The sequence below is a fragment of the Planococcus daihaiensis genome, assembly GCF_049262615.1.
Lineage (GTDB): Bacteria > Bacillota > Bacilli > Bacillales_A > Planococcaceae > Planococcus.
In genome coordinates, this window is sequence record NZ_CP175504.1 from 1 (window position 1) to 25,332 (window position 25,332).

The window sequence follows — 25,332 nt, forward strand, 5'->3', positions numbered from 1 at the left end:
GTGAATAATCCAACACGCGAAGTGATCAAAGAAGTTTTGGACAATGCCAAAACGATAGCGGTAGTCGGACTCAGCCCAAATCCGAGCAGAACATCCTATATGGTATCCCAAGCGATGCAAAAGGAAGGTTACCGAATCATTCCGGTCAACCCGCTCGCTGATGAAGTTTTGGGCGAAAAGAGCTATGCGTCACTGAAAGACATTCCAGAACCAGTGGATATCGTCAATGTTTTCAGACGCAGTGAATTTTTGGAAGCACTGGCTGAAGATTTCATTGAAATCGATAGTCCGGTTTTCTGGACCCAATTGAATGTGGTGGATGATAATGTCTTCAAACGTTTAACGGATCTTGGTTATACGGTCATCATGGACCGTTGCATCAAAGTCGAACACGCCATCCTTAAATAAGGCTGCAAGAGAAAAAGGGCGCCTGGCGCTCTTTTTCTATGAATATTGACAGATGCCTGAGTTATCGATACGATTAAAAGATAGAGATATGCGAACAGATGTTTGTTGGAGGGAATAAGATGGCTAAAACGAAGAATACGGCATACAACGAAGAAGCGATCCAGGTACTCGAAGGCTTAGATGCCGTCAGAAAACGCCCGGGGATGTATATCGGTTCAACTGATACACGGGGCCTTCACCATTTGGTCTATGAAATCATCGATAATTCAGTTGATGAAGCATTGGCTGGATTCGGCGAAAAAATCAGTGTCACCATACACGAAGACAATAGCATCAGCGTTCGGGATTATGGCCGCGGTATGCCAACCGGTATGCACCGCAGCGGCAAGCCGACGCCTGAGGTTATTTTGACGGTTCTCCATGCCGGAGGTAAATTCGGGCAGGGAGGCTATAAAACGAGTGGCGGACTGCATGGTGTTGGTGCATCGGTAGTGAATGCATTGTCAGAACATCTGGAAGTGACGATCTACCGCGACGGCAAGAAATACCGCCAGCGCTTTGAAAACGGCGGCAAGCCGGCCACCACACTGGAAGAAATCGGAACGACGAAAGAAAGCGGCACGACTATCCATTTCCGTCCCGATCCGACCATTTTTTCCGCTACAAAATACAATTACGAAACTTTGTGTGAGCGTCTCCGCGAATCCGCATTCCTGTTAAAAGGGCTGAAAATTGAACTGACGGATAAACGGAGCGATGAAGAGCAATATGCGGAATTTTACTATGAAACCGGTATTGAAGCCTTTGTTGAATACCTGAATGAAGAAAAGGACGTTCTCCACAAAGTAGCCTATATAGAAGGCAAACAGGATGAACTGGAAGTTGAGTTTTCATTCCAATTCAACGACGGTTATTCCGAAACGATCCTGTCGTTTGTCAATAATGTCCGGACACGCGACGGCGGGACGCATGAGACTGGCGCGAAAGCGGCCATGACCCGCGTATTCAATGATTATGCGCGGAAAATCAATTTATTGAAGGATAAAGATAAGAACCTCGAAGGCTCCGATATCCGTGAAGGGATAGCGGCGGTCGTTTCTGTCCGGATTCCGGAAGCTATGCTGCAATTTGAAGGGCAGACGAAAAGTAAATTGGGAACAAGTGAAGCGCGCAGTATCGTGGATGCAGTCGTCTCTCAGAAATTGATGTACTTTTTGGAAGAAAATGCGGATCTCAGTGCCTCGTTGGTACGGAAAGCGATTCGTGCGTCACAAGCGCGTCTGGCAGCGAGAAAAGCACGGGAAGATGCGCGAAACGGCAAAAAGCGCAAGAAATCCGATCTTTTATTGTCCGGCAAGCTAACACCTGCGCAATCACGCAATGCAGCAAAAAATGAGCTGTACCTGGTGGAGGGTGATTCTGCCGGAGGTTCTGCGAAACAGGGCCGCGACCGCTCATTCCAGGCTATTCTTCCCCTGCGCGGAAAAGTGGTCAATACGGAAAAAGCAAAACTTGAGGATATCATGAAAAACGAAGAGATTTCGACAATTATCCACGCGATCGGCGGCGGCGTTTCTTCTGATTTTTCGATCGACGATATTGCCTACAATAAAATCATCATCATGACGGATGCCGATACAGATGGCGCGCATATTCAAGTGCTCCTGTTGACCTTCTTCTTCCGCTATATGAAGCCTTTGATTGAAGCCGGGAAAATATTCATTGCATTGCCACCGCTTTATAAAGTTTCCAAAGGAATCGGCAAAAAAGAAGTGGTCGATTATGCCTGGACTGAAGCGGATCTGGAAGCTTCGACGAAAAAAGTCGGTAAGGGCTATGTGCTGCAGCGTTATAAAGGACTCGGGGAGATGAACGCCGACCAGTTATGGGAAACGACGATGAACCCGGAATCGCGTACTTTGATCCGTGTCACCATTGAAGACGGTGCCCGCGCTGAACGCCGCATTACCACATTGATGGGTGATAAAGTTGAACCAAGAAGAAAGTGGATTGAGAATAATGTCGACTTTGGTATGGAAGAAGACAGCAATATTCTGGAGAACGACCTGATCCACGCTGAGGAGGAACTCGTATGACGCAAATCGAACGTTTTCAGGATCTGCCATTAGAAGAAGTCATCGGCGATCGGTTTGGGCGTTACAGCAAATACATCATCCAGGACCGGGCATTGCCCGATGCGCGTGATGGCTTGAAACCGGTTCAGCGCCGCATCCTGTATGCGATGTACCACGAAGGCAATACCAACGACAAAGCGTTCCGTAAATCGGCGAAAACTGTCGGTAATGTTATCGGGAACTACCACCCGCACGGTGACAGTTCCGTCTACGAAGCGATGGTACGACTCAGCCAGGACTGGAAAATCCGCCATATGCTCGTGGAAATGCACGGCAACAATGGTTCGATGGACGGCGATTCACCTGCAGCGATGCGGTACACAGAAGCGCGTCTATCCGCCATTTCAGGCGAATTGCTGCGCGATATCGACAAGCGCACAGTCGAATTCATCCCGAACTTCGATGATTCCGATATGGAGCCGACGGTTCTGCCGGCCCGTTTCCCGAACTTGATGGTGAACGGTTCAACCGGTATTTCCGCCGGATATGCCACGGACATTCCACCGCACGCTCTCCATGAAGTATTGGACGCAGTGTTGATGCGAATGGACAATCCTGACGCCACTGTAGAAGAATTGATGACCGTCATCAAAGGGCCTGATTTCCCGACAGGCGGGATCATCCAGGGCATTGATGGCATCAAAAAGGCTTATGAAACAGGTAAAGGTAAAATTATCGTCCGTTCAAAAGCTGCCATCGAACCGTTGAAAGGCGGCAAGGAACAGATTGTCATTACGGAAGTTCCGTTTGAAGTCAATAAAGCGACGATGATCAAGAAAATTGATGATCAGCGCTTTGACCGAAAACTCGAAGGCATCTCGGAGGTGCGCGATGAATCGGATCGCAGCGGTTTGCGTATCGTCATCGAATTGAAAAAAGATGTACAGGCTGCGGGTATCCTGAATTATTTGTATAAAAACACGGATCTGCAGGTCAGTTATAACTTCAATATGGTGGCCATTTACAAACGCCGTCCGACAATGATGACGCTGCAAACTTTATTGGATGCTTATATTGCACACCAAAAAGAAATCATCACCAAGCGCTCGGAATTTGATCTGCATAAAGCCAAAGACCGCATGCATATTGTGGAAGGGCTTATGAAAGCTTTGTCCATTCTGGATAAAGTCATCAAAACGATCCGTGCATCGAAAGACAAACGCGATGCCAAAAATAACCTGATCGAATCGTTTTCATTTTCTGAAGCGCAGGCAGAGGCAATTGTTTCCTTGCAACTTTACAGATTGACCAATACAGATATCACGGAGTTGCAAAGAGAAGAAACGGCTCTTATCAAACTGATTGAGGAATTGAGCGGCATTCTGACAAGCACGACGAAATTGAAAAATGTCATCAAAAAAGAACTGGCTGGCGTACGCAAGCAATTTGCAGAACCGCGCCGTTCGGTGATAGAAGACAAGATTGAAGAAATTACAATCACTCGCGAAGTGATGATTCCGAGCGAAGAAGTGGTCGTCACGGTAACCAAAGAAGGCTATGTGAAACGTACCAGCACCAGAAGCCACGCAGCCTCCAACGGCCGTGATTTTGCGATGAAGGAATCCGATCATCTGCTGTTCGAAGCAAATCTGAATACGCAGCACACCATTTTGATTTTCACGACAAAAGGAAATTTTGTTTATCAGCCGATCAACGAATTGCCGGATATCAAATGGAAGGATCTTGGCCAGCATTTGTCCAGCATCGTTCAATTGGAATCCGACGAATCGATTTTGGCCGTCTATCCATTCGAGAACTTTGACGCGGAAGCGAGTATCCTGACCGTGTCGAAACTGGGCCAGGTCAAGCGCTCGGCGTTGCAGGACTATAAAGTGCAGCGTTACTCCCGCGCAATCAAAACGATGAATCTGAAAAAAGACGATTCGATGATTTTTGCGGGTCTGGTGATGAAAGAAAATGAATTGTTTATCGGTACGAACCATGCGTATGGCGTTCGCTTCTCGATGGAGGAAGTGCCATTGACCGGACTCCGTACCGGGGGAGTAAAAGGCATTAACTTGAAAGACAAAGATTTTGCCGTTGCTGCGATCATGATTGATTCCGAAGTCAAAAAAGACCTTGTGCTCGTAACACAGCGCGGGGCGGCCAAAAAGATGCGCATGACAGAGTTTGAAACCGGCAGCCGCGCCAAACGTGGAGTGGTCATGCTGCGTGAATTGAAATCAAATCCTCACCGGATCATTTCGATACACGGTGTCACAGGAAACGAAGAGATTATATTGGAAACAACTAAAAATATCCGCATGACTTTGCCTGCCGCTAATCTGAAGCCGGTAGACCGTTATTCAAATGGTTCATTTGTTCTCGACGAGTCTACGGACGGAAAAGTCCAGGAAGTTTATCTGAAGCAAGTGAAAGAGTAAACCTCCCGAATGGGGGGTATTTTTTTATGGGCAAATCCAACGGGGATAGGGTATTTTTATTCATAAGTAATTACTTATACGATAATAATATTATTATGTAAACTTAAATGGGTGTTTTAAGATCGAAATGGCGCAGGGAACAGTCCGTTGCTAAATGTATTGAACTAATGATCTAATGTAGCCGATATTCCGCAAAACAGCTTCGAAGACATTAGCCGACGCTAGCGAGGCTAAGTCTTTGCGACGAAGCAGCGCAGCGATGCAGGAGCACGGTTTTTACACCTAGTTAAGTAGGTGTAACTAGCCCGAGTGGATCTCAGCACTTCGCTTGGTCCCCTGGGCGTCTTCGCTGTTTTGCTCCATATCTCTGCTACTATCTCAGCCAAAGCTAATCTCCCAGCACCGGCGCAGGCGAATGCCGACGGAGCAAAAGACTAGTAGTCTTCTCGGCTTATTGCGGGAGGCGAAGTGTGCCATACAAAGATGGCACCTCCTTTGCGACGAGCTAACGCAGGAGAATAACCTTTGCCATTGTCCAAAGCGCCAAAGCGGTTTATAAAGTGAAATTCTTTAGTTCAACTTATATAAATAGAAAAAAGAAGGCTCCTGGTCAGAAGCCTTCTTTTCAATCAACATTAACAGCAAACCACACTCGGTTTTCCAATCAGATTTACAGCAACGGTACGGGATCTGCAGACACCCGTTTCGGGCAACGATAATTCCACTCTATTGGCAGCTTCCAGATCGCCCGTTAAATAAGCTACAACTGAACGGACCTGCTCATAACCCGTAGCTAGCAGGAAAGTGGGGGCGCGTCCATAACTTTTCGCTCCAACAATATAGAAATTCTTTTCGGGCTGGCGCAATTCCTTTTCGCCGTGCGGCCTAACCGTGCCACAGCTGTGGACATTCGGATCAATCAGCGGCGCAAGAGCCGACACGCTTTCGAGAGAGGAGTCGAATGCGTAGCGGATTTCACCCAAAAACGAAAAGTCTGGACGGGATCCGGTATTGGCAATCACTTCATCAAAAGGCCCAATGGTTTTTTCAGCGTCTTTTTGAATGGCCGTGAGCAAAATTTGACCATCCTCATTGCGGTCGATTTTACGGATAAAGCATTCCGGAATTATCTTTACGCCACCCTGGCCTATAATTTCTTTTATGCGTGCTCCGAGTTCTCCTCTGGCAGCGAGCTGGTCGGAGGCACCTCCGCCAAACAGGGCAGGAGTGAGTTCGCCTCGCACGATCCAGGTAATGGTGGTTTCAGGTGCGTTTTTTTGCAATGCCAATAAATCCAACAGCGAATTGAACGCGGAATGACCGCTCCCGACAACGGCTATATTTTTTCCGGAAAATGCTACACGGTCTTTATTCAATATATCCGGAAGGCGGGAATGGATGGAAACATCTTTTTGCGGAATGCCACCGGAAACCAGGGGATTGGGGTTGCGCCAAGTGCCCGTCGCATCTATGACTGCTTCCGCTTCAAATTCGGTGTAGCTGCCATCATGTTCAACAACCAGCAGGAATGGCCGTTCTTCCCGGTTGTGGTCTTTCATCTTATCCAAGCCTTTTCTGGAAAGATGGACCACTTTGCTGTTTAAATGAAGATAAGGGGCTAGTTCTGGCAGTTTTCCAAGTGGTTTGAGGTAGTCGGTAACGATTTCACGCCCCAACGGAAGATGATCTTCGTCGGGCAGTGGGATTCCGTGCGTTTGAAACAGTTCTTTTGCGGCTGCATCCATATTATAGCGCCAGGTGGAGAACAACCGGACATGGCCGTAATCCAAAAAGTTTGCTCCGATTTCCGAAGCCGCTTCAAACAGCAGGAAGTCTTTTCCCGCTGCTGCAAGCTGGGCAGCTGCAGCCATCCCGACAGGTCCTCCGCCGATAATGGCAACTGGCAATTGATTGTTTTTCATTTTTCTCGCTCCTTCATCAATTTTTTTTGATATATAAAGTAAAAATGCAGCCCTCCATTAACAGGAAGGCGTAATCACGTTGCAGATCTGATTGGAGATCAATCGATTCATCTCTGCCTGATTGATCGAGTAGAAGCTCCACGTGCCTTTAGTTTCCTTATCCAATAAACCGGCAGTCAGCAGAATCTTCAGGTGGTAGGATAATTTCGACTGGGGAATCCCCATGTCTTCGATAAGGTCGCAGACGCAGGCAGACTGTTTCGTACAGATTTTATTGAGGATTTCGAGACGTTTCGGATCAGCCAATGCCTTGTATTTCAGGGCAAGCTGTTCCAAATCTTCAACATTGTTCAAAGGTGCAAGTATACTTTCCGCCATCATCCAACACTCGCTTTCCTATAAATCAATTTTATTTGATGAATTAATTATAATACAGGATTTTAAAATAGGCAATCATTAAATCAAAAAAATTGATTTATTATAGATGTTGAACGAATAGATCTCTAACAATCGATATTCCGCAAAACAGCTCAGCGCTTGCCTGGGGGCTCGCGCTGTTTTGCTCCATATCTCTAGAAATTTCACTCAGCGCCGAAAATGAGAAAACAGATACAAAGCACACAGAAAAAGGCAGCCGGTGAGGGCTGCCTTCATGACTTTTGATTACCGCACTTTTTCCAAGTGCGCTGCATCGTCAGTTTCTGTTGCATTTTCAGGATGAAGGGTTTGCAGGTTTTCCGGCAGATGGAGGATGTTGTCCGTCGTATCGGTAATTTGCTTAACCTGCCGTGTGTTTTCCGGGTCATGCTCCGCCCGGTAAACGATTTTGTCTGTAATCGCACGCACAGACGCATTTAAATCGATCAGCGAATTCTTTGTGCCTTTGACTGCATCTGTCAGGACACTGACTTTTTCGGATTTGACAGCAATTTCTTCACTTAGTTCAGTGGTGGTGTGCTGCAGGCTTGATGCCTCCAAATTCAATTTGTCCACGCGTCCTTTCAGTTTATCCGTTGAACCTTTTATGTCTTTCATCGGTTCTTTCATACCGGATAGGAACATGCCCACCCCGATACCTGCAATGATCAGCCCCACAACAAGAATTGCGAGTGAGATCCAAAGCCACATTGTTAAGTCCATTCTTTTTCCTCCTCTTAATATTGGCGTGTTGCATATGTTATACCCTATAAAAGCGGCCGATTAACATTAGGGGGAGTGCTTTTTACAATGTATCAAAGCTTATGACACCATTTTCAGGCCGACTGCCGAACCGAGCACCATGGCAATAAAGAGGATGCGCTTCCAGTCTCTTGCTTCATTATAGAAGAGCATGCCGAGGATTGCACCACCGGATGCACCGATTCCGGTCCACACGGCATAGGCGGTGCCCATCGGCAAGGTCTCCATCGCCAGCGACAGGAAGAGGAAGCTGAGCCCGAATCCGATGACCATTAAAAAGAAGGCCTGCCAATTGCGTTCGAGATGCCACTTATTGATCATTGCCACGCCGGCCATTTCAAAGACGCCGGCAGCAAGTAAGAAAATCCAGGCCATTACGCTTCAACTCCTTTGTCGGAAGAATCATCGGTAACCAATTTCAAGCCGACGACACCGGCCAGTAAGACGCCGATCAGGAGCAGTTTTGATAATTGCAGCGGCTCGCCGAAAAAAAGAATCTCAGACAGGACAGTTCCCGCGGTTCCCATGCCCACAAAAACGGCATAAACCGTGCCGACGGGCAGCTTGCGGCCCGCCATGATCATCAAATAGAAGCTGATGATGATGGCCAGTATCGTTCCGCTCCACGGCCAGAAACCATCTGCGTGTTTCAGGCCGATGACCCAAAAAATCTCGAAAAATGCTGCGATATAAACTTTTGTCCATTCAATATTCATGACTAATCCTCCTGATTTCAAATAAAAAAGCCCGCGAAGCAACTGTTGTACAGTTTCTCCCAGGCTTTTGTCCTTCCGTGTCACAGCATACAGCTGTGCGTTTTCTCTCGGACCAGCCCAAGCAGCAACTTGCGGAACCCTAGAAAACATTTTTGTTCTATCTGATTACCTGAAATTATACACGGCTTGTCAGGGGAGGGAAAGTAAAGGCTATCGAAATTTGGGGCAAGAAGTCTGGAAAACATGGAGCAGAGCCGGACGGTTGACATGGAAATTTGTGCATGATATACTTATCTCGAATTAAAGATATATGAATTATAAATAATTTGAGGTGAAAAAGATGGAATTGCCAAACCGCAATTTAAAAGCTGTCACCGTCATTATCCGGGCTGCTGATGCCATTCGTGAAGTAATCAAAAGCGATGCTGCAAGCAATGGCCTCAATCCAACCGAATTTTCTGTTCTCGAATTGCTGTATCATCAGGGCCGTCAGCCGATACAGGCAATCGGCAAAAAAGTATTGATTGCCAGCAGCAGCATCACCTATGTGGTGGATAAGCTGGAAGCCAAGAATTATGTCGGGCGTTCGGAATGTGCGGAAGACCGCAGAGTCACTTATGCCGAACTGACCGAAGAAGGCAGAAAGTTGATGGATCGAATCTGGCCGGAGCACGAGGCTAAAATTGATGAATTGTTTGAAGGGCTAAAAGAGAACGAAACAGAAGCGATAATCGACGATTTGAAAAAAGTCGGCTATAAAGCATTGAAAGTCTAATTTTTTTTGAATGTTAATTATCCTTAATTCGAGATAAGCACTGAAATCACTTAAAAGGAGCGATTTAACAATGAATGAATTAAAAGGAATCCACCACGTAACCGCGATCACGAGCAGCGCAGAAAAGAATTATGAGTTTTTCACTTACGTACTGAGTATGCGCCTTGTTAAAAAAACCGTCAACCAGGACGATATCCAGACCTACCATCTATTCTTTGCCGATGATAAGGGGTCAGCAGGAACGGACATGACGTTCTTCGATTTCCCGGGGATACCAAAAGGCACCCACGGCACGAATGAAATCTATAAAACGGCATTCCGTGTGCCGACAGATGCGGCACTGGATTACTGGATCAAACGATTTGATAAATATGAAGTGAAACACACGGGCATCAAAGGCTTATTCGGCAAGAACACCATTTCTTTCGTCGATTTCGATGGCCAGCAGTATATGCTGGTGTCGGATGAACTCAATGAAGGCGTAGAAGCGGGCACACCTTGGCAAAACGGGCCGGTGCCACTGGAATTTGCCATTACCGGATTGGGGCCGATCCATATCCGCATCGCGCAATTCGACTACTTGAAAGAAGTATTGGAAAAAGTGATGAACATGCGTGAAATTGCCAAAGAAGGGTCATTGCATTTATTCGAAATGGGCCAAGGCGGCAACGGAGCCCAGGTCATCGTTGAATACAACGCGGTTCTGCCGAATGGCCAACAAGGCTTCGGCACGGTCCACCATACCGCTTTCCGCGTGCATGACACGGCGGCATTGAACGAATGGATCGATCACATGCAGACGGCAGGCTTTGGCACATCCGGCTATGTCGACCGCTTCTTCTTTGAATCGCTGTATGCAAGAGTGGCACCCGGCATCCTGTTTGAGTGGGCAACAGATGGCCCCGGTTTCCTCGGGGACGAGCCTTATGAAACCTTAGGTGAAAAACTGAGCCTGCCGCCGTTCCTTGAAGCGCAGCGGGAACGCATCGAAAACATGGTGCGCCCGATCGACACCGTCCGCAGCAGCCGCACAATCGAAAAAGAGTATCTATAAAAGGGAGCTAATTGGCATGTCGATATTTTCAAAAGTATTCAATTCAAAACAACAGGAGGAAACAACTATGACAAAACTGAACATCGGAATTATTCTTGGATCAACACGTGAGGGGCGCTTAAGCCCACAGGTTGGCAACTGGGTAAAAGAATTGGCTGACAAACGCGGAGACGCGAACTATACAATCATTGATATTGCAGATTATAAATTGCCGCTGCTGGGCGAAAATGGCAGCGACGCATCGGGTGCAGGCGCATGGTCTGAAGCTGTAGCAGCACAGGACGGATTTGTCTTTATCGCACAGGAATACAACCACTCGATCACAGGTTCGTTGAAAAACGCACTCGATTACCTGCGTGTGGAATGGAACAACAAAGCGGCAGGCATCGTCTCCTACGGTTCAGTCGGCGGCGCACGCGCGGCAGAACATTTGCGCGGCATCCTGGGCGAATTGTCCGTAGCGGACGTACGGGTCCACCCGGCTTTATCGCTGTTCACGGATTTTGAGAACGGAGCGGAGTTGAAAGCAGCACCGGTTCAAGCGGACTCTGTGAACCAAATGCTCGATCAGGTGATTCCATGGTCAACGGCTTTGAAAACCATCCGTTAAAATAGATCAATAAATTTTGAAGGTGCCTCGCCGGCATCTTCTTTTTTTTTATGGGCTGAATACTGTTGGCGATTTTGTCATGACTGCTATGTTCAAGAGGGGCACTGTGACCGATAACTCGCAGAAATTATTTGATGCCCATTCTTCTCATGGCTTCCAATTGACGACTTTCGTTTTGAATTTTGCTGCTGGCATGGAACAACAAGTAACCGTTTTGGAGGAAAAGAAAGCCAACTTTAATTTATTAGCACATATTTTCATAATGTTCAGAAAAAATGATAGTATTATATTGTAGCAATTAGCGGTATTTGTAATATAAAATTCCACAAATTAAAGGAGGAGTTCATGTGAGTCAAGAATCATGGTTGCCAACATTAAAGACCGATACACCTGAGGACGGATACAACTTAGCAGTAAAGTTAGCGCGCAAAGCGGTAGGGATGACTCAACCGGATGAAAATGTACGTAAAAAATTACGGCCAGTATATGCAAATGACGCAAATAGTTTAACTTTTGCTTCCCAGGTTGTAGCTATTCATTTTCAAACAGTAGCTGCAGCCAACAATTACTGGAATGATAAGTGACTTGTAAGTAATTTGATAAATAATATAGCCGTTATTGAAAGTAGTGAACTGAACCCCAAAGCCTTAGACTAAAATCTATGGTTTTGGGGATTTTGTCATCACTTCTATGTTCAACCCTCCACTTACACACCAGCTAAAATTTATTTGGTAGACTAAGTATTGCTGTTTGAAGGAGGGCTCATCTTGGCTAAAAAACAGGAATTAGTGTATTTGAATAAGACTTTGGCAAGCTTAGATCATGCAGTGGGAAAATTGTCATCAGGCATCACGGCGCAAGATCAAGGGTTCAAAGAATTGCAGAAATACATGGTTGAATACAAAAGTGAATTGGATAAGTTTGAAGTGTACGACCACCAACAAACCTTGAGCATGATTGACAAACAAGGGTTCATGCAGGTGACGGAACGCGAACAAGTGAAAAAACTGATCGATTCGCCGTATTTCGGCCGTTTTGATTTTGTCTATGAGGGTGAAGATCTGGAAGATGTCGAAAGCTTTTATATCGGTCGTTTCGGATTTCAAGATAAAGACGGCACACAGCTTATTTATGACTGGCGAGCCCCTGTTTGTAATATGTATTATGAATTTGAACTTGGTGAAGCTCATTATCGTGCGATGGATCGTCTTTTCACAGGCGAGCTCGTCGGGAAAAGACAGATTAAAATAGAAAATTCAGCTCTGCAATACGTGGTGGACAGTTCCTTGACCATTCAGGACGAATCGCTGCTTGAGGTATTGAATGAGCATTCGAATGACAGGATGAAGACGATTGTGACGTCGATCCAGCACGAGCAGAACAAAATCGTGCGAAATGAAACTGCCCATGACGTCATCATCCAAGGGGTGGCAGGGTCGGGAAAAACAGCCGTCGCTCTCCACCGCATCGCTTATTATCTATATAAATTCCGCGAGAGCTTGCGAGTGGACCGGATCTTTATCTTGTCACCCAATAAGGTTTTTGGAGATTATATTTCTTCCGTACTTCCTGAACTTGGCGAGCAGCCCATTCGCTCGTTCACAATCGATGAACTGACGGCGAATCTTTTACCGACCGTCGTTACGTTCAGTTCATTCGAAGAAGAGACGACTGCCATTTTGCAAAACCCTTCCAGTGATTTAACAGAACGCGCAAAACTTAAAGGGAACTATGCATTTGTGGAACAGCTCCAACAATTTTTAGAGGAATTGGATGCAAAACTTTTAAGCTATGAAACCATCTCGGTAGCGGGGACGGAGTTTACGGCCGATTATTTGCAGGGACGTTTTCTTCAATACCGAAAAGAGCCTGTCATGAAACGCCTGGAATTGATGGTCGATGATATGGTTGAAGTATTGAAGTCCAAACGTGGCGGCGAAGGAAAGCTGCCAAGCCGCAATGAAGTGATGAAGCGCTTGAAGAAACGCCTGCTTTATTCGGCGCCATTGGAGATTTACCGCGCATTTATCGAGCCATTCGGGCCGGAAATGTTTAAGTTCTCCAAGAAAAAACTCGAATTCAATGACGTGTATCCTTATTTATATGTCCAGCTTTATTTCAAGGGCATTAAAAAATATGAACTCGTGCAGCATTTTGTGCTCGATGAGATGCAGGACTATACACCAATCCAATATGAAGTCTTAACGAAGGTTTTCAGCTGTAAGCGGACAATCATCGGCGACTTCAGTCAAGCGCTGCTTCCGTATGAAACGATTTCGAAACAAGACTTTCAAACGATTTTCAAGAATACAGAGTACGTGGAATTGACTAAGACGTACCGATCATCTTATGAAATCGCGATGTATACGAAGAAGTTCATGCGTACAGGAGAACTTCAGCCAATCGCCCGTCATGGCGAGGAACCGACAGAGCTTATATATGAATCGCTTGAAGAGCTGTTAAAGTTGATCCAAAAATATGCGGTCAATGATTATAAGTCCACGGCAATCATTTGTAAGAGAGAGCAGGATCTCATTTGCTTGAGAAATAATTTAGCCATTCCGTTCACTGTATTGGATGGACAAACAGAAAAGTTTGAAAGCGGGCTCCTCTTGACCACGATTCAATATGCAAAAGGGCTGGAGTTTGATTCGGTGATCATTCCTTTTGTCAATGCAGAAAATTATGCGACGAAGTTTGAACGAGGGCTTCTCTATATTGCAACGACACGGGCGATGCATCAATTGATAATGTTGGTGGATGCGAAAGAACCTTCACCGTTACTGTAATTTCTTTAAAATCGCAATGATGGATTCAACATCCTTCATTGCGATTTTTAAATTATTGAGCAAGTCGTCGGTAACATGCGAAAAATCCTCAGTAAACTTGGCAGAACTAATTATGGCAAACACATCCTTGCCTAGAGGCAATTCCAGTTCGCGGAATAAGTGGGCAATGCTGGTTATGGAAAGATGTGCAGTACGCAAAGTCCGGATGATCAACAATTTCTGAATGTCTGATTCAGCATAGATTCTCCGGTTTTGGGAAGTCCGACGAACAGCATACAAATCATTGCGTTCCCAATTGCGCAGGGTTTCCTGCGTTAACTGAAGATGTGCTGCTGCTTCCTGGTGGGAATATACGTTTGCTGAAAAGGGTTGGTTTTGAAGTAGTAAATCAACGGTTTCGATAGACTTTACTGTGTAATGATACTCACTTTGCAAAAATAGTAAATAAGATTCCGCTGCACGTAAACTATCAAAAAAGGCTTCCTGTCCACTCAACCGAACAATCTTTGTGGCCTTTTTGCGCAGGTTATTCTGTATAAATTCCTGTTTAAAAGCAAGGCGGGCAATTGTCATTTGAAGTACATGAATTTCGGAATATATTCTGTAACCATTGGGTTGACGAGGAACTGGTGAAATATAATGCCATTCTTCATACAGCCTAACGGTATTGGGGTGTACACCCACATTTTTTGCGATTTCGCTCGTATACATCTGATCTCCTCAAAACTATATGTTTTTTTAGTTAGTATATCATCTTCTATTATTGCAGGGTTCTATGTAACTGATGAAATATTTAATTCAAACCCAGTGACTTCTACATCAACGTTACCGGATTTTTCAGGTACTATTAAGAAAAGAAACACAAAAGGGGGCGCGGGAAATGAAATCCAATGCATTACCGTTTGTCGTTGCCATTGCCAGTGTCTCCGGCGGCGGCAAAACAACAGCAGTCGAAAGATTAACGCAAGTGCTGCCAAACGCCAAAGCGCTTTATTTTGATCAATTTGATTGCGAAGGACCGGAAGACATGATGGAATGGCTGGCTAATGGCGCCGATTGCAACGAATGGAACCTGACACCGATGCTGGTGGAGCTGGACGGTTTGCTTGCTGAACCACTTGACTATATTATTTTGGATTTTCCTTTCGCCAAACAGCATGCACGGTCCAGCAAATCCATCGATTTCACCGTATTCATCGATACACCACTTGATGTGGCTTTATCACGCCGCTTAATAAGAGATTTTTCGGATGCCCCTGCAGCTAAGATTTTGGAAGACGTCCATCATTATGCACGGAGCGGGAGAGCGGCTTACCTTCACATGCTGGAAACAATCAAACCGGATTCAGATGCGGTGATAGACGGAAGCGGCACCGTTTCAACTATTGTTACTTCCATTGAAGAAAAGTGTAAGATCTTTCGAAAGAGGGGGATTATAAATGAAAGCAGTCTTTCTTGACCGGGACGGCACGATGGGCGGAGATGGCCACGGCATTGATCCCGCTAAATTCACGATGTATGATTTTACGCCTGCGGCCATTCAACTATTAAATGAAGCGGGGATTAAAGTGTTCCTGTTCACCAATCAATCCAGAGTCGGCAGAGGCTATTTTACGGAACAGGAATTGCTGAAAGGGTTCGAAACGATGGAAGCCGAATTAAAACGGCATTCCGCATATCTGGATGGTATTTATTATTGCCCGCATCATCCGGACGAAGGGTGCGACTGCCTGAAACCCGAGACGGGAATGCTGGAGCGGGCAAGAAAAGAACATGGACTCGATCTGAAGAAATGTTATGTAGTCGGTGACAATGGAGGTTCGGATATGCTGGCCGCAAGCCGGGCAGGTACCCGGATGGTGCTGGTGAAAACCGGCAAAGGCGAGAATTCCCGCAGTGAATATAACAGCAATTGGCCAGAGACCGAACCGGACCATATTGCAGAAAATCTGCTGGGAGCGGCGGAGTGGATCCTGCAAGATACAAAAAAGGGAGCGAATGCATGAACATCAGAAATTCAGCAAAAGCTGTAATCATAAAAGACTCGAAACTTTTGTTAACTATAAACAGGGACAAAGAAGGCATATACTTTATTTTCCCAGGCGGCGGACAGGATCATGGTGAGGCATTGACCGAAACAGTCAAAAGAGAATGTCTCGAAGAAGTTGGAGCGGTTGTCGAAGTCCGGCAGCTTCTGCATATTCGTGAATATATCGGGAGAAACCACGAATATTCTCAATTTGATTCTGACGTGCATCAGATTGAATATTATTTCTTTTGCGAATTGGCAAATGGAGCGATTGAATTTTCCCAGCCAACAAATCCTGACTCACACCAGATAGGAATGGAATGGGTTGCAGTGGATGATCTTAAGTCACAGCGAATTTACCCAAAAGCCATTGTTCCTGCAATTGAAGACTTTGCTGAAAATAAAAATGGAGCAGTGTATCTCGGGGATGTTAATTAGAGTAATGAATACACCATTTCACTAAGAATAAAAGCCGACTTGCCCCAAAAGGACATGTCGGCTTTTATTTGTGAAGCTCTAGATCAAGTAAAGTTCTCAATGGCTTTATCGAATAAATTGTTCCAATTAGGAATATATGAGATGAAATTACAGTCCTTCTATGAGATAACTTTTTCTTTCAAGCGTGTTGGAGCTGAGACGCAATAAGGACATTGGGCATAGTCCTTTTCGGAAATTAGCCCTTTGACATAAGCAGGGCAATTCGTAAACTCCCGGTGTGTAACCGGAGTCGTAATAAACCCACAGGAATCTCCCGCAAATTTTTGGGAGTGGATGCTTTTTCTCAGGTGATCGATGAAATACTTCATACATTTCACTCCTCTGAAGCCCTGAATAACGACGGAATAATGTCAATCTCGGCGCATTGGGGCATTATTATTTTAGCTGGCAATACACAAACAATATACCGTATCGGAAAACTAGCTGGTTCCAAGGGGAAATGATTTTAGCTGAATCCTTTAAATTCACAATACCTAGTTTCTGACACAATGTAAAGATGAAAAAATAACTATTTGATTATTTAGTAAATTAATTTGATTCAGATGTCGGCATGACCGTCCATCTTGCTTGAAACAGTTTTGAATAATCAGATTATTTATGATAAAGTACAAAGGAGCAAGTAAATTACTATGATAATTGAATTACATAATGGAGGGATGGCATGGGGGAGTCGGCGAAAACAGTCTTGTTTGAAATTGAACGCAGAGATCATACCGACGAAAAATCATATTGGGAGAAATTCGAGCTGCCTTATCGGATGAATATGAATGTAATCTCTGCATTGATGGAAATCCGAAGAAATCCGGTCAATATGGACGGCCAAAAGACGACGCCCGTCGCGTGGGACATGAATTGCCTTGAAGAAGTGTGCGGAGCCTGCTCAATGGTCATCAACGGCAAAGCACGGCAATCCTGCACAGCTTTAGTGGAACAGCTCGAGCAGCCCATACGTCTCCAACCGATGAAAACCTTTCCGGTCGTGCGGGATTTAATCGTGGATCGCAGCACAATGTTTGATACATTAAAAAAATTAAAAGTGTGGATTCCAATTGATGGCACGTATGATTTGGGGGAAGGTCCACGGATGCCCGAACGAAAACGGCAGTGGGCATATGAATTATCCAAATGCATGACTTGCGGAGTGTGTCTGGAAGCCTGTCCGAATGTCAATGACAAATCTGACTTTATCGGTGCTGCGCCGATTTCGCAGGTACGCCTGATGAATGCGCATCCGACAGGAGCCATGAACAAAGACGAACGCTTGAATCTGCTGATGGGTCCTGGTGGAATACAGCGATGCGGGATGGCACAAAATTGTGTGGAATCCTGTCCAAAAGGGATTCCATTAACAACTTCAATATCGGCTATGAACAGAGACACAACGGTTCAAATGTTCCGGAATTTTTTTGGCAGTGACCGGATGGTTGATTAATGTCATTAAATCAGTCGAAACCACTGAAAGTTAACGAAGGCAATCCCAAATAGTTGTTCAGCAGCAAATCCAATTCGGTTGAATAAAGAATACCAGAAAAATTATCTGCACAGCATACGTGAATAAATATGCGGTCAGCAATCAAAAAGTCGGCACATAATAACAATTGTTGAAATTAGCCCAATTTGCTGTAAAAAAGCGTTCCGTCTCACTATCAAAAGTATACTTACATTATGATACGTAACTTCCTATAATTTATATTATGTCAACTTAAATATTTTTCGAGAAGTAGAGACCTCCGAACTTCACTCTCCCTGCTCTATACTCTATAGATCTTATAATCTCTTCATGACAGTGACAATAATAGAAAAAGCATGAAAACCGCATTGCTATACGGCTTTCATGCTTTTTTTTATTGCATTACATCCGGTCGATGCAAAACTGATAGATCGCAGCTGTCGCCAGGCAATCGCCGAGTGCATCGTGCGCATTATGTTCAAGCTCCAAAAACGCTGATAAGGTCGTCAATTTATGGTTCGGTGTCTCTGGTATCACTTTACGTGCCAGTTTCACTGTATCGATCACTGTATACTCCGGTATCGGCGTAATTTCCTCCAGCGCGTACAGGAATCCCATATCAAACGGTGCATTGTGCGCAATAATCGGCAAGCCGCCAATAAAAGCTATCAGTTCATGCGCCACGTCTTCAATAACCGGTGCATCTCGTACATCGCTATTCGTGATGCCCGTAATACGCGTAATCGTGCTGGAGATATGTTTTTCAGGATTGATCGTTACGTACATCGTATCTTTGTGCATGTGGCCAATGTATTTGACTGCACCGATTTGAATGATCTTATCGCTTCCGGCGCGTAAGCCGGTTGTCTCAAAATCCAACACGACATAATCGTCGACTCGTTTTAAGCTGGGTTTATATTTGCGCGGTTTTGCCGGCGTTTTACCGGTCCATGCCGGGCGCGTCTCACGCATTTTTTGTTCCAGAATATCCCGTGGGTTGCGTCGTTCCATGCTCTCACTCCTTCTCACTCAAGCTATTGGGCTGCAAGAGCTTTTTATTATCCTAAAAATTGCTGGTCCGTTTCATATCACGAATAGCCTGAATGGACAGTCTTACCAATAATACTACACTCAGGAACAAACCGGCATAGGATGCTATATTTAAATATACCGCAAATGCCGTATCGATAAACTGCGCAATGGCCAATAACGCAGATGACACCAGGCCAAAAGTGATTCCGGTCATCAACAGCACGAACCGGGAGAATAATTGCGTGACAAACATCGAATTATGCTTGTCTGAAAAAATATCATGATGAAGGATCACTCTGCCGGATTCAATCCGCTGCACCAGCCGGTCGAACCGTTTCGGGATTCTGGCGAGTTCGGGCAGCCAGAGGGCCAATTCTTCTTCGACTCTTTCTTTCGTTGCTGCGGGTTCCGTAAAAGGCTTGAACAAATAAGAGGCTTTGTACTTTTTGGCAAAGGCTTTTGACTCCTTGAACATATCAAAATTGGGATCCATCGTATGGATTGTGCTGTCCAATACAATCAGCGCGCGCAGAGCCGTACTGACGGGCGAATAGAATTTCAGGTCAAAATCACGCACAATATCGAACATCGAATGAATTAATTCCCGGGTAGGTATCTTATCAATAAAAGAAATGCGCAGCAAAACCTGGCCGATCGCATATTCAAACTTTTTCCGTTCGATGGATTTCGTATCCTGCACCAACGCCATGACAGCGTCGGTTATGACATCGACATCGTTTTGCTGAATGCCGATGACAAAGAGATTCAACGCTTTCTGCTGTTCTTCTGAAAGCCTGCCGACCGCACCAAAATCCAAAATGATCGGTTTGCCGTCCATTTTATCGATAAAGATATTGCCGGGATGCGGATCAGAATGGAAGATGCCGTAGAAAAACATTTGTTCCAAATAAGAAAAAAGAATCGTTCGTGCAAATGCGTTACGGTCCACATGGAAATTATCAAATAGATTTTGGCCATTGGCAATGCTTTTTCCTTCCAGGTACTGAAGGACTATCAGTTTATCATTGCTAAATTCGGTGTACACTTTCGGAATCTTGATGTCATGTTCGCCTTTTTCGATAATGTTCGCCAATTGGATCGTGTTGCGGATTTCAATATTAAAATCCACTTCTTCACGCATGTTGTTGGCAAATCCAATCGCCAATTCGCGGATGCCGATATTATTGATCCACGCCGATTTCTTTGACAACCATTCAGTAAAATCGACCAGCAGGTTCAGATCATCGCGCATGATTCGCTGAATATCCGGTCTCAATAGCTTAACCACAACATCATCGCCGTTTTTCAACAACGCTTTATGCACCTGCCCGATGGATCCGGCAGCAATCGGGTCCATATCCACATGGGCAAACACGTCTTCAATACGGTAAGGCAGTTTTTCATTTAATAAATCCTGTACCTGCTCGCTGGTCAAGGGTTTAACGTTTTGCTGCAGCGATCCAAGTTCTTGGATAAATGCGGGCGGAAACAATTCGCTGTGGGTCGACAGCATTTGCCCGAACTTAACGAAGATCCCACCACTCTCCTCCAGCGTCACACGAAAGGCACGTGCCAGTTCGCGATCATTTTCTCCCCGGTGACGGGCATATTCCAAAGCCTGGGAAAATCCATTCCGGAAAGAAATCTCGAGAATTCGGCTCAACCGCTTTTGTTCTCTCAACTTGTTCCGCCAGCGGATCAGCCGCAACCCTCTTCCCGTCTTCCGTTCCCCCAATTCCCCGAGTTCCACCGGATCGAATAGCTCAAAAAACAGATACAACAGCATCGAAATCAGCAACATGCTGCCGATCCAAAGAATCGCTGTCTCATCCTGCACAATCTGGATGGTGCCTAACTCCGTGAAATCTGTAAATCGAAGATAGGAATACCAATAGAGAAAAGTTGTCAGGGCAACACCAAAAGATACAGACAGAATCCGTTTCTGAAAATTTATCTTCGGCCCCATCAATTTTCCGCTTATATAATAAATGAAGATTACAATAACCAATAATTCCAGAATGAACTTGATATACCCCATCTCAGCCACCTCCTTCTGAATTATCAGAATAAAATGTCAACTCCTTGTAATCAGTATATCAAAAATGCAATTTTTATATACTTTGAACTAGTAATCTATAGTAGCCGATATTCCGCAAAACAGCTTCGCTTGCCTGGGGGCTTGCGCTGAGCTAACTCGGTCTCGTTTCACTTCGCCCGAGTGGATCTCAGCACTTCGCTTGGTCCCCATGGCGTCTTCGCTGTTTTGCTCCATATCTCTAGAGAGTTCCCTAAGCGCAAGCGAATGCCAACGGAGAAAAGACGAGTAGTCTTCTCGGCTTTTCTCGGGAGCCAAGTGTGCCACACGAAGATGGCACCTCCTTTGTGTCTAGCTTGTGCAGGAGCATAATCTTTGCCCTTGTCCATTAATGAAAAATATAATTCTTTACTTCAACTAATATAGTTCGAATAAAAAAATCTCCTTAAACGGGAGATTTTTGCAAACACTTCATATGGGAAACTTCAGCGAACGGATTCCATCCGCTGCTCATCCAATATCGAGCGGACAAGATGCACTGTGTCCCATTCGTTATTGGAAAACTGGATGATGGGATAGCTTCCAGGGAACAATTGATCGGCTATTTCCCGATGAGATCCTCCTGCTGCAGCCAGACTTTTTACTTTCACTGATACGTCTTCCAGATAGCGCAGCTTTTGGTTGAGGAGCTCCCTGCCGTTTTCAAGGTAGCCCGCATGGCTGCAATAAATGGCGTCGAAATCATAATCGAGCAAGGTACGAATAGAACGCATGATTTGCGGAACAGATTCGGCTTCCATGCTGACTTTTGTTCGGGCAGCGACAAATAAATCGCCGGTGAACAGGATCCTTCTGTCTTCATTGTATAAAGCAAGGTGATCGACCGCATGTCCCGGTGTATGGATAGCATGCCAAGTGAGATTTCGGGAGTGGATTACGGAATCTGCAGGCTCCGGCGAAAAAGCTTTTCTGCCTCCCCAGGTAAATTGGCGGTATTCGGGGTACTCACCATCAACCAGGCAGCCGGCAAGTCCTGCAGCATGGATTGAAATCGGCGCAGTTAGATGTTCCTGGATCCACGCTGCGTTTCCTGTGTGGTCTTCGTGGTTATGCGTCAGCACAAGCTGGTCAAAACTATTGTCCTGGAAAAACGGCAGCAATTCCTCCTGCAGCTTTTCCGGACCGCTGTCAATCAGCAGCCCATCAATCAGATAGACAAATACTTTCTGTCCGATCGCTTCAATTACGCCTTCAGCGCACAGCACGCCTCCTCGTTCATAGATCGTAAGCATGTTTGTTTCAAACCTTTCTGTATGGAATTAGGTTCAGGAAAATCGCTAATATTTTTTGCCGAATAGTTCATTTTATATCTTATGGCGTTTTTTGAATTTTCATAAAAACCCTTTTGTACCATTCTACATATATTTTGAAAATTTTGTAATTATATTCGCTGCGCAAATGAAAAATTGTTTAGAAATAGCTGGATCTCTCCAGCAGTCTTTCCCTGCAGGATGCCCTGGATACCTCTTGTCCCCTGCTGTTCCCCAAATGTTTTCCAATAACTTCTAAAATGTGATTGAAACTTGCCAAAACCTCCGGATTATTCACTATCGATTTGCCGGCCTGGCTTTGGTAACGTTGTAGTAGGAATGCTGTTGATCCTTTCGGCTTCTTGATTGCTTTATTTGAATTTTATTAAGTTATCCTTATGTAATTTACTACATATACTTGTCTATTTGCGTTCAATTTCATCACTTTGGTTGTTCAAAGATTTCCCTTTTTAAAACCCTCAGCACCTTAGCTTCATTATACCTGACCCTTTCAGCCCATGACCGTGCCATTCAAAAATGAGCAAAAAAATAACAGGAGCAATTCCCGCTCCTGTCCACCACTAGATTTTCAACGCTTCTTCCTCTACTCGATTCATAAAATCATAAACCGTTTTCATATTGCTCTTTCCGCTGACCATTTTCATCATCGCCTTACCGACAAAATTGCGCCCCTGGTTGCAGCCGGAATAGATGAACTTCGTTTGATTTTCATCGATTTTAATCAAAGTGAAACAAAGGTCTATTTCAAACGCTTTGCCGATGACAAAGTAAATCTGCTTGTACTTTTTGTCCGGCAGATCCTCATAGGCAAGCGTCTCGACTACATAGGTCTCGGTCCGCTTGCCTTCCTTATAGCTTTGCATATGTTTGGCGCCGACTTCCTGCTCCGTTTTCTCAATGAGTTCATGCTTTTCAACCTGTGGCATGATCGTCCGGATATTGGCGTCCGCAAACAGGCTCCAAACCTTTTCGATCTCTTGATCGATGACCTTTTCTTCTTCCCATTCAATCATTTCTATTCTCCCCTTCCTGAGGCCAAAAATTCATCAATGTCGTTCAGTTGCTGGTTCATTTGAGTGATTTGCCTATGTACGTTGTCACGCTTTTCGATGACGATGGCTTCCAACCGGGCAAACGATTCATCGTTCATGACCGCCAGCATTTCCTGGATGGAAAATCCAAGTTTCCGCAGTTGGACCAGTAAAATCGCAAGAAAATAGCTGCCGTCGTCGTAAAAGCGGTAGTTATTGGCTGGATCCACATGAGCCGGTTCCAGTAATCCGGCCTTTTCATAATAACGCAAAGTCTCTTTCGACAATCCGGTCAGTTCCGAAAATTCACTGATTTTGTGCATTTGACCCCTCCTGAAGAAGTATAAACCTTCCAGCGCACTGCAAGGTCAATAGGCAATCATGTGCTTTTAAAAGTTTTCTACTATCAATGAAGTATAGCGTGATATTTCACAAAACAAAAGAAAGCCTGGAAATCCAAGCTTTCAAGAAGATGCTTATTCGGCTTTAAAATTTTCGGCATTCGTTTCCACGCGCTGCATAAAATCGCGGATGGTTTCCTGCCGTCTTTTTTTGCTGCCGGCCAGCAGCATCATTTTTCCGGTAACAGTCGTACCTTTCTGCTGACCTTCATAAGTAAAAAGAGTCAGGTTATCGGCTTTCTTATCCAGTGTAAATATATAGTCAATCTGAAACATGTCGTTCATGGAAAATCGCGTATGCCGGACTTTTTTGGTTGGTTTGTCATCATACAGCATGGTTTCGACAATATAAGTTTGCAGCTGTTTGCCTTCCGTATAACTCTGGGCGTGTTTGGCGCCCGTTTCATCATTCTCGTTTTCAACCAATACATGATCATCCAGTTTCGGATAGAGAATTTTGGCGTTGGCATCTGAAAACAGTCGCCAAACCTTGTCAATCGGCTGTTTGATCATCATTTCTTCTTTCCATTTCAACAATTCAATGCCCCCTTGGCTGTTCACACCAATTTTCATTTCCAAATTAAGGATTTACTTTCCGAAAACGGTGGAACACTTTCTGTTTCGCTGCAAATACTTTCTGTTTTACCCCAAATACTTTCCGTTCGGGTCATAATACTTTCTGTTTCATTTTTTAAAAAGGATTCGTCGCCCACAGACTTGATTTCGGAATGAAAATCCGTGGATTCAATTTTAATTGGGCCACCATATATTCGGCCAGATCTTCGGCTTGCATGAATTTCTCTTCGCTCTTCTCCGGTTTATTGCCACCGCCGAAGAATTCCGTGATGACAAGGCTTGGTGTCAGCGCGAACACGCGGATATTATGCTTGCGGACTTCCTGTGACAGGGATTCCGTCATGCCAAGCACGCCGAATTTGGACGCACTGTAGGCACTTGAACCTTCCGTGCCTTTGACGCCGGACATCGACGAAATATTGATGATATCGCCGCCATTTTTTCCGATCAATTGTGGCAATACGGCGCGTGTCACATAATACATGCCCATCAGGTTGACATCGATCATTTTCTTCCACTCGGCTGGCTCGATTTCCAGAAACGGACCGAATGTGCCGATGCCGGCATTATTGATGAGAATATCCGCTTCCCCGAGCTCTTCGGTCAGTTTCGCTACTGCCGCATCAACCTGTTCCATCGAAGAAACGTCAGCCGTTGCATAGGCAGCTTGGACACCTTTGCTCTTCAATTCTTCCGCCACCGCCTGCAGATCCGACTCTGTCCGCGCCATCAGACCGATGTTGACGCCTTCTTCTGCCAATGCGATTGCTGTCGCTTTGCCGATCCCTTTTCCCGCTCCGGTAATAAAAGCCGTCTTGCCTTTCAGTGATTGTGCCATTATGCATTCATTCCTTCCTTTTCAGTATGTTTCCTAATCCATTCTACATTATACCCGATTCCCTCTTTGACCGATTCTACACGTTCATTTTTGTCCGCTGTTGTGCAAACGCCCAGAAAAAACCACTTTCCGCTACTGT

Annotated in this window: 25 protein-coding genes and 1 riboswitch; of the genes, 12 read left to right on the forward strand and 13 right to left on the reverse strand. The window is 45.1% G+C overall.

The genetic code is table 11. The features are described 5' to 3' along the window. From DHX103_RS00005 to parC, 3 genes are all read left to right on the forward strand, one after another. Entirely contained in the window at positions 1-408 is a 408-nt protein-coding gene (locus tag DHX103_RS00005; RefSeq protein ID WP_422123231.1) for a CoA-binding protein, read from the forward strand. A gap of 119 nt (positions 409-527) precedes the next feature. Beyond that, positions 528-2,504 (forward strand): DNA topoisomerase IV subunit B, encoded by a 1,977-nt coding sequence (gene parE, locus DHX103_RS00010; RefSeq protein WP_422123232.1) that lies wholly within the window; start codon positions 528-530, stop codon positions 2,502-2,504. Continuing rightward, on the forward strand, positions 2,501-4,927 hold the full coding sequence (parC, locus tag DHX103_RS00015; protein WP_422123233.1) for a DNA topoisomerase IV subunit A: 2,427 nt from the start codon (positions 2,501-2,503) through the stop codon (positions 4,925-4,927). The genes parE and parC overlap by 4 nt, the downstream gene beginning before the upstream one ends. Positions 4,928-5,562: 635 nt before the next feature. On the opposite strand, the gene DHX103_RS00020 is transcribed toward parC, so the two are convergent. From DHX103_RS00020 to DHX103_RS00040, 5 genes are all read right to left on the reverse strand, one after another. Further along, positions 5,563-6,849: an NAD(P)-binding domain-containing protein gene (locus DHX103_RS00020; RefSeq protein WP_422123234.1), complete on the reverse strand. Its 1,287-nt coding sequence runs from the start codon at positions 6,847-6,849 to the stop codon at positions 5,563-5,565. Positions 6,850-6,906: 57 nt separating this feature from the next. Continuing rightward, entirely contained in the window at positions 6,907-7,227 is a 321-nt protein-coding gene (locus tag DHX103_RS00025) for an ArsR/SmtB family transcription factor (RefSeq protein WP_422124807.1), read from the reverse strand. A 285-nt stretch (positions 7,228-7,512) separates the two neighbouring features. Further along, positions 7,513-7,989: a DUF948 domain-containing protein gene (locus DHX103_RS00030; protein ID WP_422123235.1), complete on the reverse strand. Its 477-nt coding sequence runs from the start codon at positions 7,987-7,989 to the stop codon at positions 7,513-7,515. Between the two features lie 99 nt (positions 7,990-8,088). Next, complete coding sequence (locus DHX103_RS00035) at positions 8,089-8,403, reverse strand: DMT family transporter (RefSeq protein WP_422123236.1); 315 nt, start codon at positions 8,401-8,403, stop codon at positions 8,089-8,091. Continuing rightward, positions 8,403-8,744 (reverse strand): DMT family transporter, encoded by a 342-nt coding sequence (locus DHX103_RS00040; protein ID WP_422123237.1) that lies wholly within the window; start codon positions 8,742-8,744, stop codon positions 8,403-8,405. Before DHX103_RS00040 ends, DHX103_RS00035 begins: the two co-directional genes overlap by 1 nt. Positions 8,745-8,798: 54 nt before the next feature. Continuing rightward, positions 8,799-8,898, reverse strand: a riboswitch (guanidine-I (ykkC/yxkD leader). Between the two features lie 186 nt (positions 8,899-9,084). Between DHX103_RS00040 and DHX103_RS00045 the strand changes: the two genes are divergently transcribed. From DHX103_RS00045 to DHX103_RS00065, 5 genes are all read left to right on the forward strand, one after another. Then, positions 9,085-9,519: a MarR family winged helix-turn-helix transcriptional regulator gene (locus DHX103_RS00045; RefSeq protein WP_422123238.1), complete on the forward strand. Its 435-nt coding sequence runs from the start codon at positions 9,085-9,087 to the stop codon at positions 9,517-9,519. Positions 9,520-9,589: 70 nt separating this feature from the next. Continuing rightward, positions 9,590-10,573, forward strand: a complete 984-nt coding sequence (locus DHX103_RS00050; RefSeq protein WP_422123239.1) for a ring-cleaving dioxygenase — start codon at positions 9,590-9,592, stop codon at positions 10,571-10,573. A gap of 16 nt (positions 10,574-10,589) precedes the next feature. Further along, complete coding sequence (locus DHX103_RS00055; protein WP_422123240.1) at positions 10,590-11,183, forward strand: NADPH-dependent FMN reductase; 594 nt, start codon at positions 10,590-10,592, stop codon at positions 11,181-11,183. A 347-nt stretch (positions 11,184-11,530) separates the two neighbouring features. Continuing rightward, entirely contained in the window at positions 11,531-11,767 is a 237-nt protein-coding gene (locus DHX103_RS00060) for a hexameric tyrosine-coordinated heme protein (RefSeq protein WP_422123241.1), read from the forward strand. Between the two features lie 183 nt (positions 11,768-11,950). After that, on the forward strand, positions 11,951-13,972 hold the full coding sequence (locus DHX103_RS00065; RefSeq protein ID WP_422123242.1) for a HelD family protein: 2,022 nt from the start codon (positions 11,951-11,953) through the stop codon (positions 13,970-13,972). Here the strand turns inward: DHX103_RS00065 and DHX103_RS00070 are convergent. Next, a complete protein-coding gene (locus DHX103_RS00070) occupies positions 13,964-14,683 on the reverse strand; it encodes a MerR family transcriptional regulator (protein ID WP_422123243.1) in 720 nt (239 codons plus the stop codon). The genes DHX103_RS00065 and DHX103_RS00070 overlap by 9 nt on opposite strands. 169 nt (positions 14,684-14,852) lie before the next feature. Here DHX103_RS00070 and DHX103_RS00075 point away from each other — a divergent pair, with 169 nt between their 5' ends. From DHX103_RS00075 to sdhB, 4 genes are all read left to right on the forward strand, one after another. Next, positions 14,853-15,431: a hypothetical protein gene (locus DHX103_RS00075; protein ID WP_422123244.1), complete on the forward strand. Its 579-nt coding sequence runs from the start codon at positions 14,853-14,855 to the stop codon at positions 15,429-15,431. Continuing rightward, the gene (locus DHX103_RS00080) at positions 15,412-15,978 is read left to right on the forward strand and encodes a D-glycero-alpha-D-manno-heptose-1,7-bisphosphate 7-phosphatase (RefSeq protein WP_422123245.1); all 567 of its coding nucleotides are present in this window, start codon (positions 15,412-15,414) and stop codon (positions 15,976-15,978) included. The genes DHX103_RS00075 and DHX103_RS00080 overlap by 20 nt, the downstream gene beginning before the upstream one ends. Continuing rightward, entirely contained in the window at positions 15,975-16,439 is a 465-nt protein-coding gene (locus DHX103_RS00085) for an NUDIX domain-containing protein (RefSeq protein WP_422123246.1), read from the forward strand. The genes DHX103_RS00080 and DHX103_RS00085 overlap by 4 nt, the downstream gene beginning before the upstream one ends. 721 nt (positions 16,440-17,160) lie before the next feature. After that, entirely contained in the window at positions 17,161-17,931 is a 771-nt protein-coding gene (gene sdhB / locus DHX103_RS00090) for a succinate dehydrogenase iron-sulfur subunit (protein ID WP_422123247.1), read from the forward strand. Between the two features lie 420 nt (positions 17,932-18,351). Here the strand turns inward: sdhB and DHX103_RS00095 are convergent, their stop codons facing one another. The 7 genes from DHX103_RS00095 to DHX103_RS00125 form a co-directional block, all read right to left on the reverse strand. Then, on the reverse strand, positions 18,352-18,960 hold the full coding sequence (locus DHX103_RS00095; protein WP_422123248.1) for a PolC-type DNA polymerase III: 609 nt from the start codon (positions 18,958-18,960) through the stop codon (positions 18,352-18,354). 52 nt (positions 18,961-19,012) lie between these two features. After that, entirely contained in the window at positions 19,013-21,019 is a 2,007-nt protein-coding gene (locus DHX103_RS00100) for an ABC1 kinase family protein (protein ID WP_422123249.1), read from the reverse strand. 482 nt (positions 21,020-21,501) lie between these two features. Continuing rightward, positions 21,502-22,308, reverse strand: coding sequence for an MBL fold metallo-hydrolase (locus tag DHX103_RS00105; RefSeq protein ID WP_422123250.1), 807 nt, complete (start codon positions 22,306-22,308; stop codon positions 21,502-21,504). 599 nt (positions 22,309-22,907) lie between these two features. Continuing rightward, positions 22,908-23,360, reverse strand: a complete 453-nt coding sequence (locus tag DHX103_RS00110) for an SRPBCC family protein (protein WP_422123251.1) — start codon at positions 23,358-23,360, stop codon at positions 22,908-22,910. Positions 23,361-23,362: 2 nt separating this feature from the next. Then, entirely contained in the window at positions 23,363-23,701 is a 339-nt protein-coding gene (locus DHX103_RS00115) for a MerR family DNA-binding transcriptional regulator (RefSeq protein ID WP_422123252.1), read from the reverse strand. A 153-nt stretch (positions 23,702-23,854) separates the two neighbouring features. After that, positions 23,855-24,316, reverse strand: coding sequence for an SRPBCC family protein (locus DHX103_RS00120; RefSeq protein WP_422123253.1), 462 nt, complete (start codon positions 24,314-24,316; stop codon positions 23,855-23,857). Positions 24,317-24,470: 154 nt separating this feature from the next. Further along, positions 24,471-25,193, reverse strand: a complete 723-nt coding sequence (locus tag DHX103_RS00125) for a 3-ketoacyl-ACP reductase (RefSeq protein WP_422123254.1) — start codon at positions 25,191-25,193, stop codon at positions 24,471-24,473. Between the last annotated feature and the right edge of the window lie 139 nt (positions 25,194-25,332).

What these genes read in the sequence shown, in the direction of transcription:
- parE (WP_422123232.1), top strand. Translation starts at nt 528, where the DNA reads ATGGCTAAAACGAAGAATACGGCATACAACGAAGAAGCGATCCAGGTA.
- parC (WP_422123233.1), top strand. Translation starts at nt 2,501, where the DNA reads ATGACGCAAATCGAACGTTTTCAGGATCTGCCATTAGAAGAAGTCATC.
- DHX103_RS00020 (WP_422123234.1), bottom strand. Translation starts at nt 6,849, where the DNA reads ATGAAAAACAATCAATTGCCAGTTGCCATTATCGGCGGAGGACCTGTC.
- DHX103_RS00025 (WP_422124807.1), bottom strand. Translation starts at nt 7,227, where the DNA reads ATGGCGGAAAGTATACTTGCACCTTTGAACAATGTTGAAGATTTGGAA.
- DHX103_RS00030 (WP_422123235.1), bottom strand. Translation starts at nt 7,989, where the DNA reads ATGGACTTAACAATGTGGCTTTGGATCTCACTCGCAATTCTTGTTGTG.
- DHX103_RS00035 (WP_422123236.1), bottom strand. Translation starts at nt 8,403, where the DNA reads ATGGCCTGGATTTTCTTACTTGCTGCCGGCGTCTTTGAAATGGCCGGC.
- DHX103_RS00040 (WP_422123237.1), bottom strand. Translation starts at nt 8,744, where the DNA reads ATGAATATTGAATGGACAAAAGTTTATATCGCAGCATTTTTCGAGATT.
- DHX103_RS00045 (WP_422123238.1), top strand. Translation starts at nt 9,085, where the DNA reads ATGGAATTGCCAAACCGCAATTTAAAAGCTGTCACCGTCATTATCCGG.
- DHX103_RS00050 (WP_422123239.1), top strand. Translation starts at nt 9,590, where the DNA reads ATGAATGAATTAAAAGGAATCCACCACGTAACCGCGATCACGAGCAGC.
- DHX103_RS00055 (WP_422123240.1), top strand. Translation starts at nt 10,590, where the DNA reads ATGTCGATATTTTCAAAAGTATTCAATTCAAAACAACAGGAGGAAACA.
- DHX103_RS00070 (WP_422123243.1), bottom strand. Translation starts at nt 14,683, where the DNA reads ATGTATACGAGCGAAATCGCAAAAAATGTGGGTGTACACCCCAATACC.
- DHX103_RS00075 (WP_422123244.1), top strand. Translation starts at nt 14,853, where the DNA reads ATGAAATCCAATGCATTACCGTTTGTCGTTGCCATTGCCAGTGTCTCC.
- DHX103_RS00080 (WP_422123245.1), top strand. Translation starts at nt 15,412, where the DNA reads ATGAAAGCAGTCTTTCTTGACCGGGACGGCACGATGGGCGGAGATGGC.
- DHX103_RS00085 (WP_422123246.1), top strand. Translation starts at nt 15,975, where the DNA reads ATGAACATCAGAAATTCAGCAAAAGCTGTAATCATAAAAGACTCGAAA.
- sdhB (WP_422123247.1), top strand. Translation starts at nt 17,161, where the DNA reads ATGGGGGAGTCGGCGAAAACAGTCTTGTTTGAAATTGAACGCAGAGAT.
- DHX103_RS00095 (WP_422123248.1), bottom strand. Translation starts at nt 18,960, where the DNA reads ATGGAACGACGCAACCCACGGGATATTCTGGAACAAAAAATGCGTGAG.
- DHX103_RS00100 (WP_422123249.1), bottom strand. Translation starts at nt 21,019, where the DNA reads ATGGGGTATATCAAGTTCATTCTGGAATTATTGGTTATTGTAATCTTC.
- DHX103_RS00105 (WP_422123250.1), bottom strand. Translation starts at nt 22,308, where the DNA reads ATGCTTACGATCTATGAACGAGGAGGCGTGCTGTGCGCTGAAGGCGTA.
- DHX103_RS00110 (WP_422123251.1), bottom strand. Translation starts at nt 23,360, where the DNA reads ATGATTGAATGGGAAGAAGAAAAGGTCATCGATCAAGAGATCGAAAAG.
- DHX103_RS00115 (WP_422123252.1), bottom strand. Translation starts at nt 23,701, where the DNA reads ATGCACAAAATCAGTGAATTTTCGGAACTGACCGGATTGTCGAAAGAG.
- DHX103_RS00125 (WP_422123254.1), bottom strand. Translation starts at nt 25,193, where the DNA reads ATGGCACAATCACTGAAAGGCAAGACGGCTTTTATTACCGGAGCGGGA.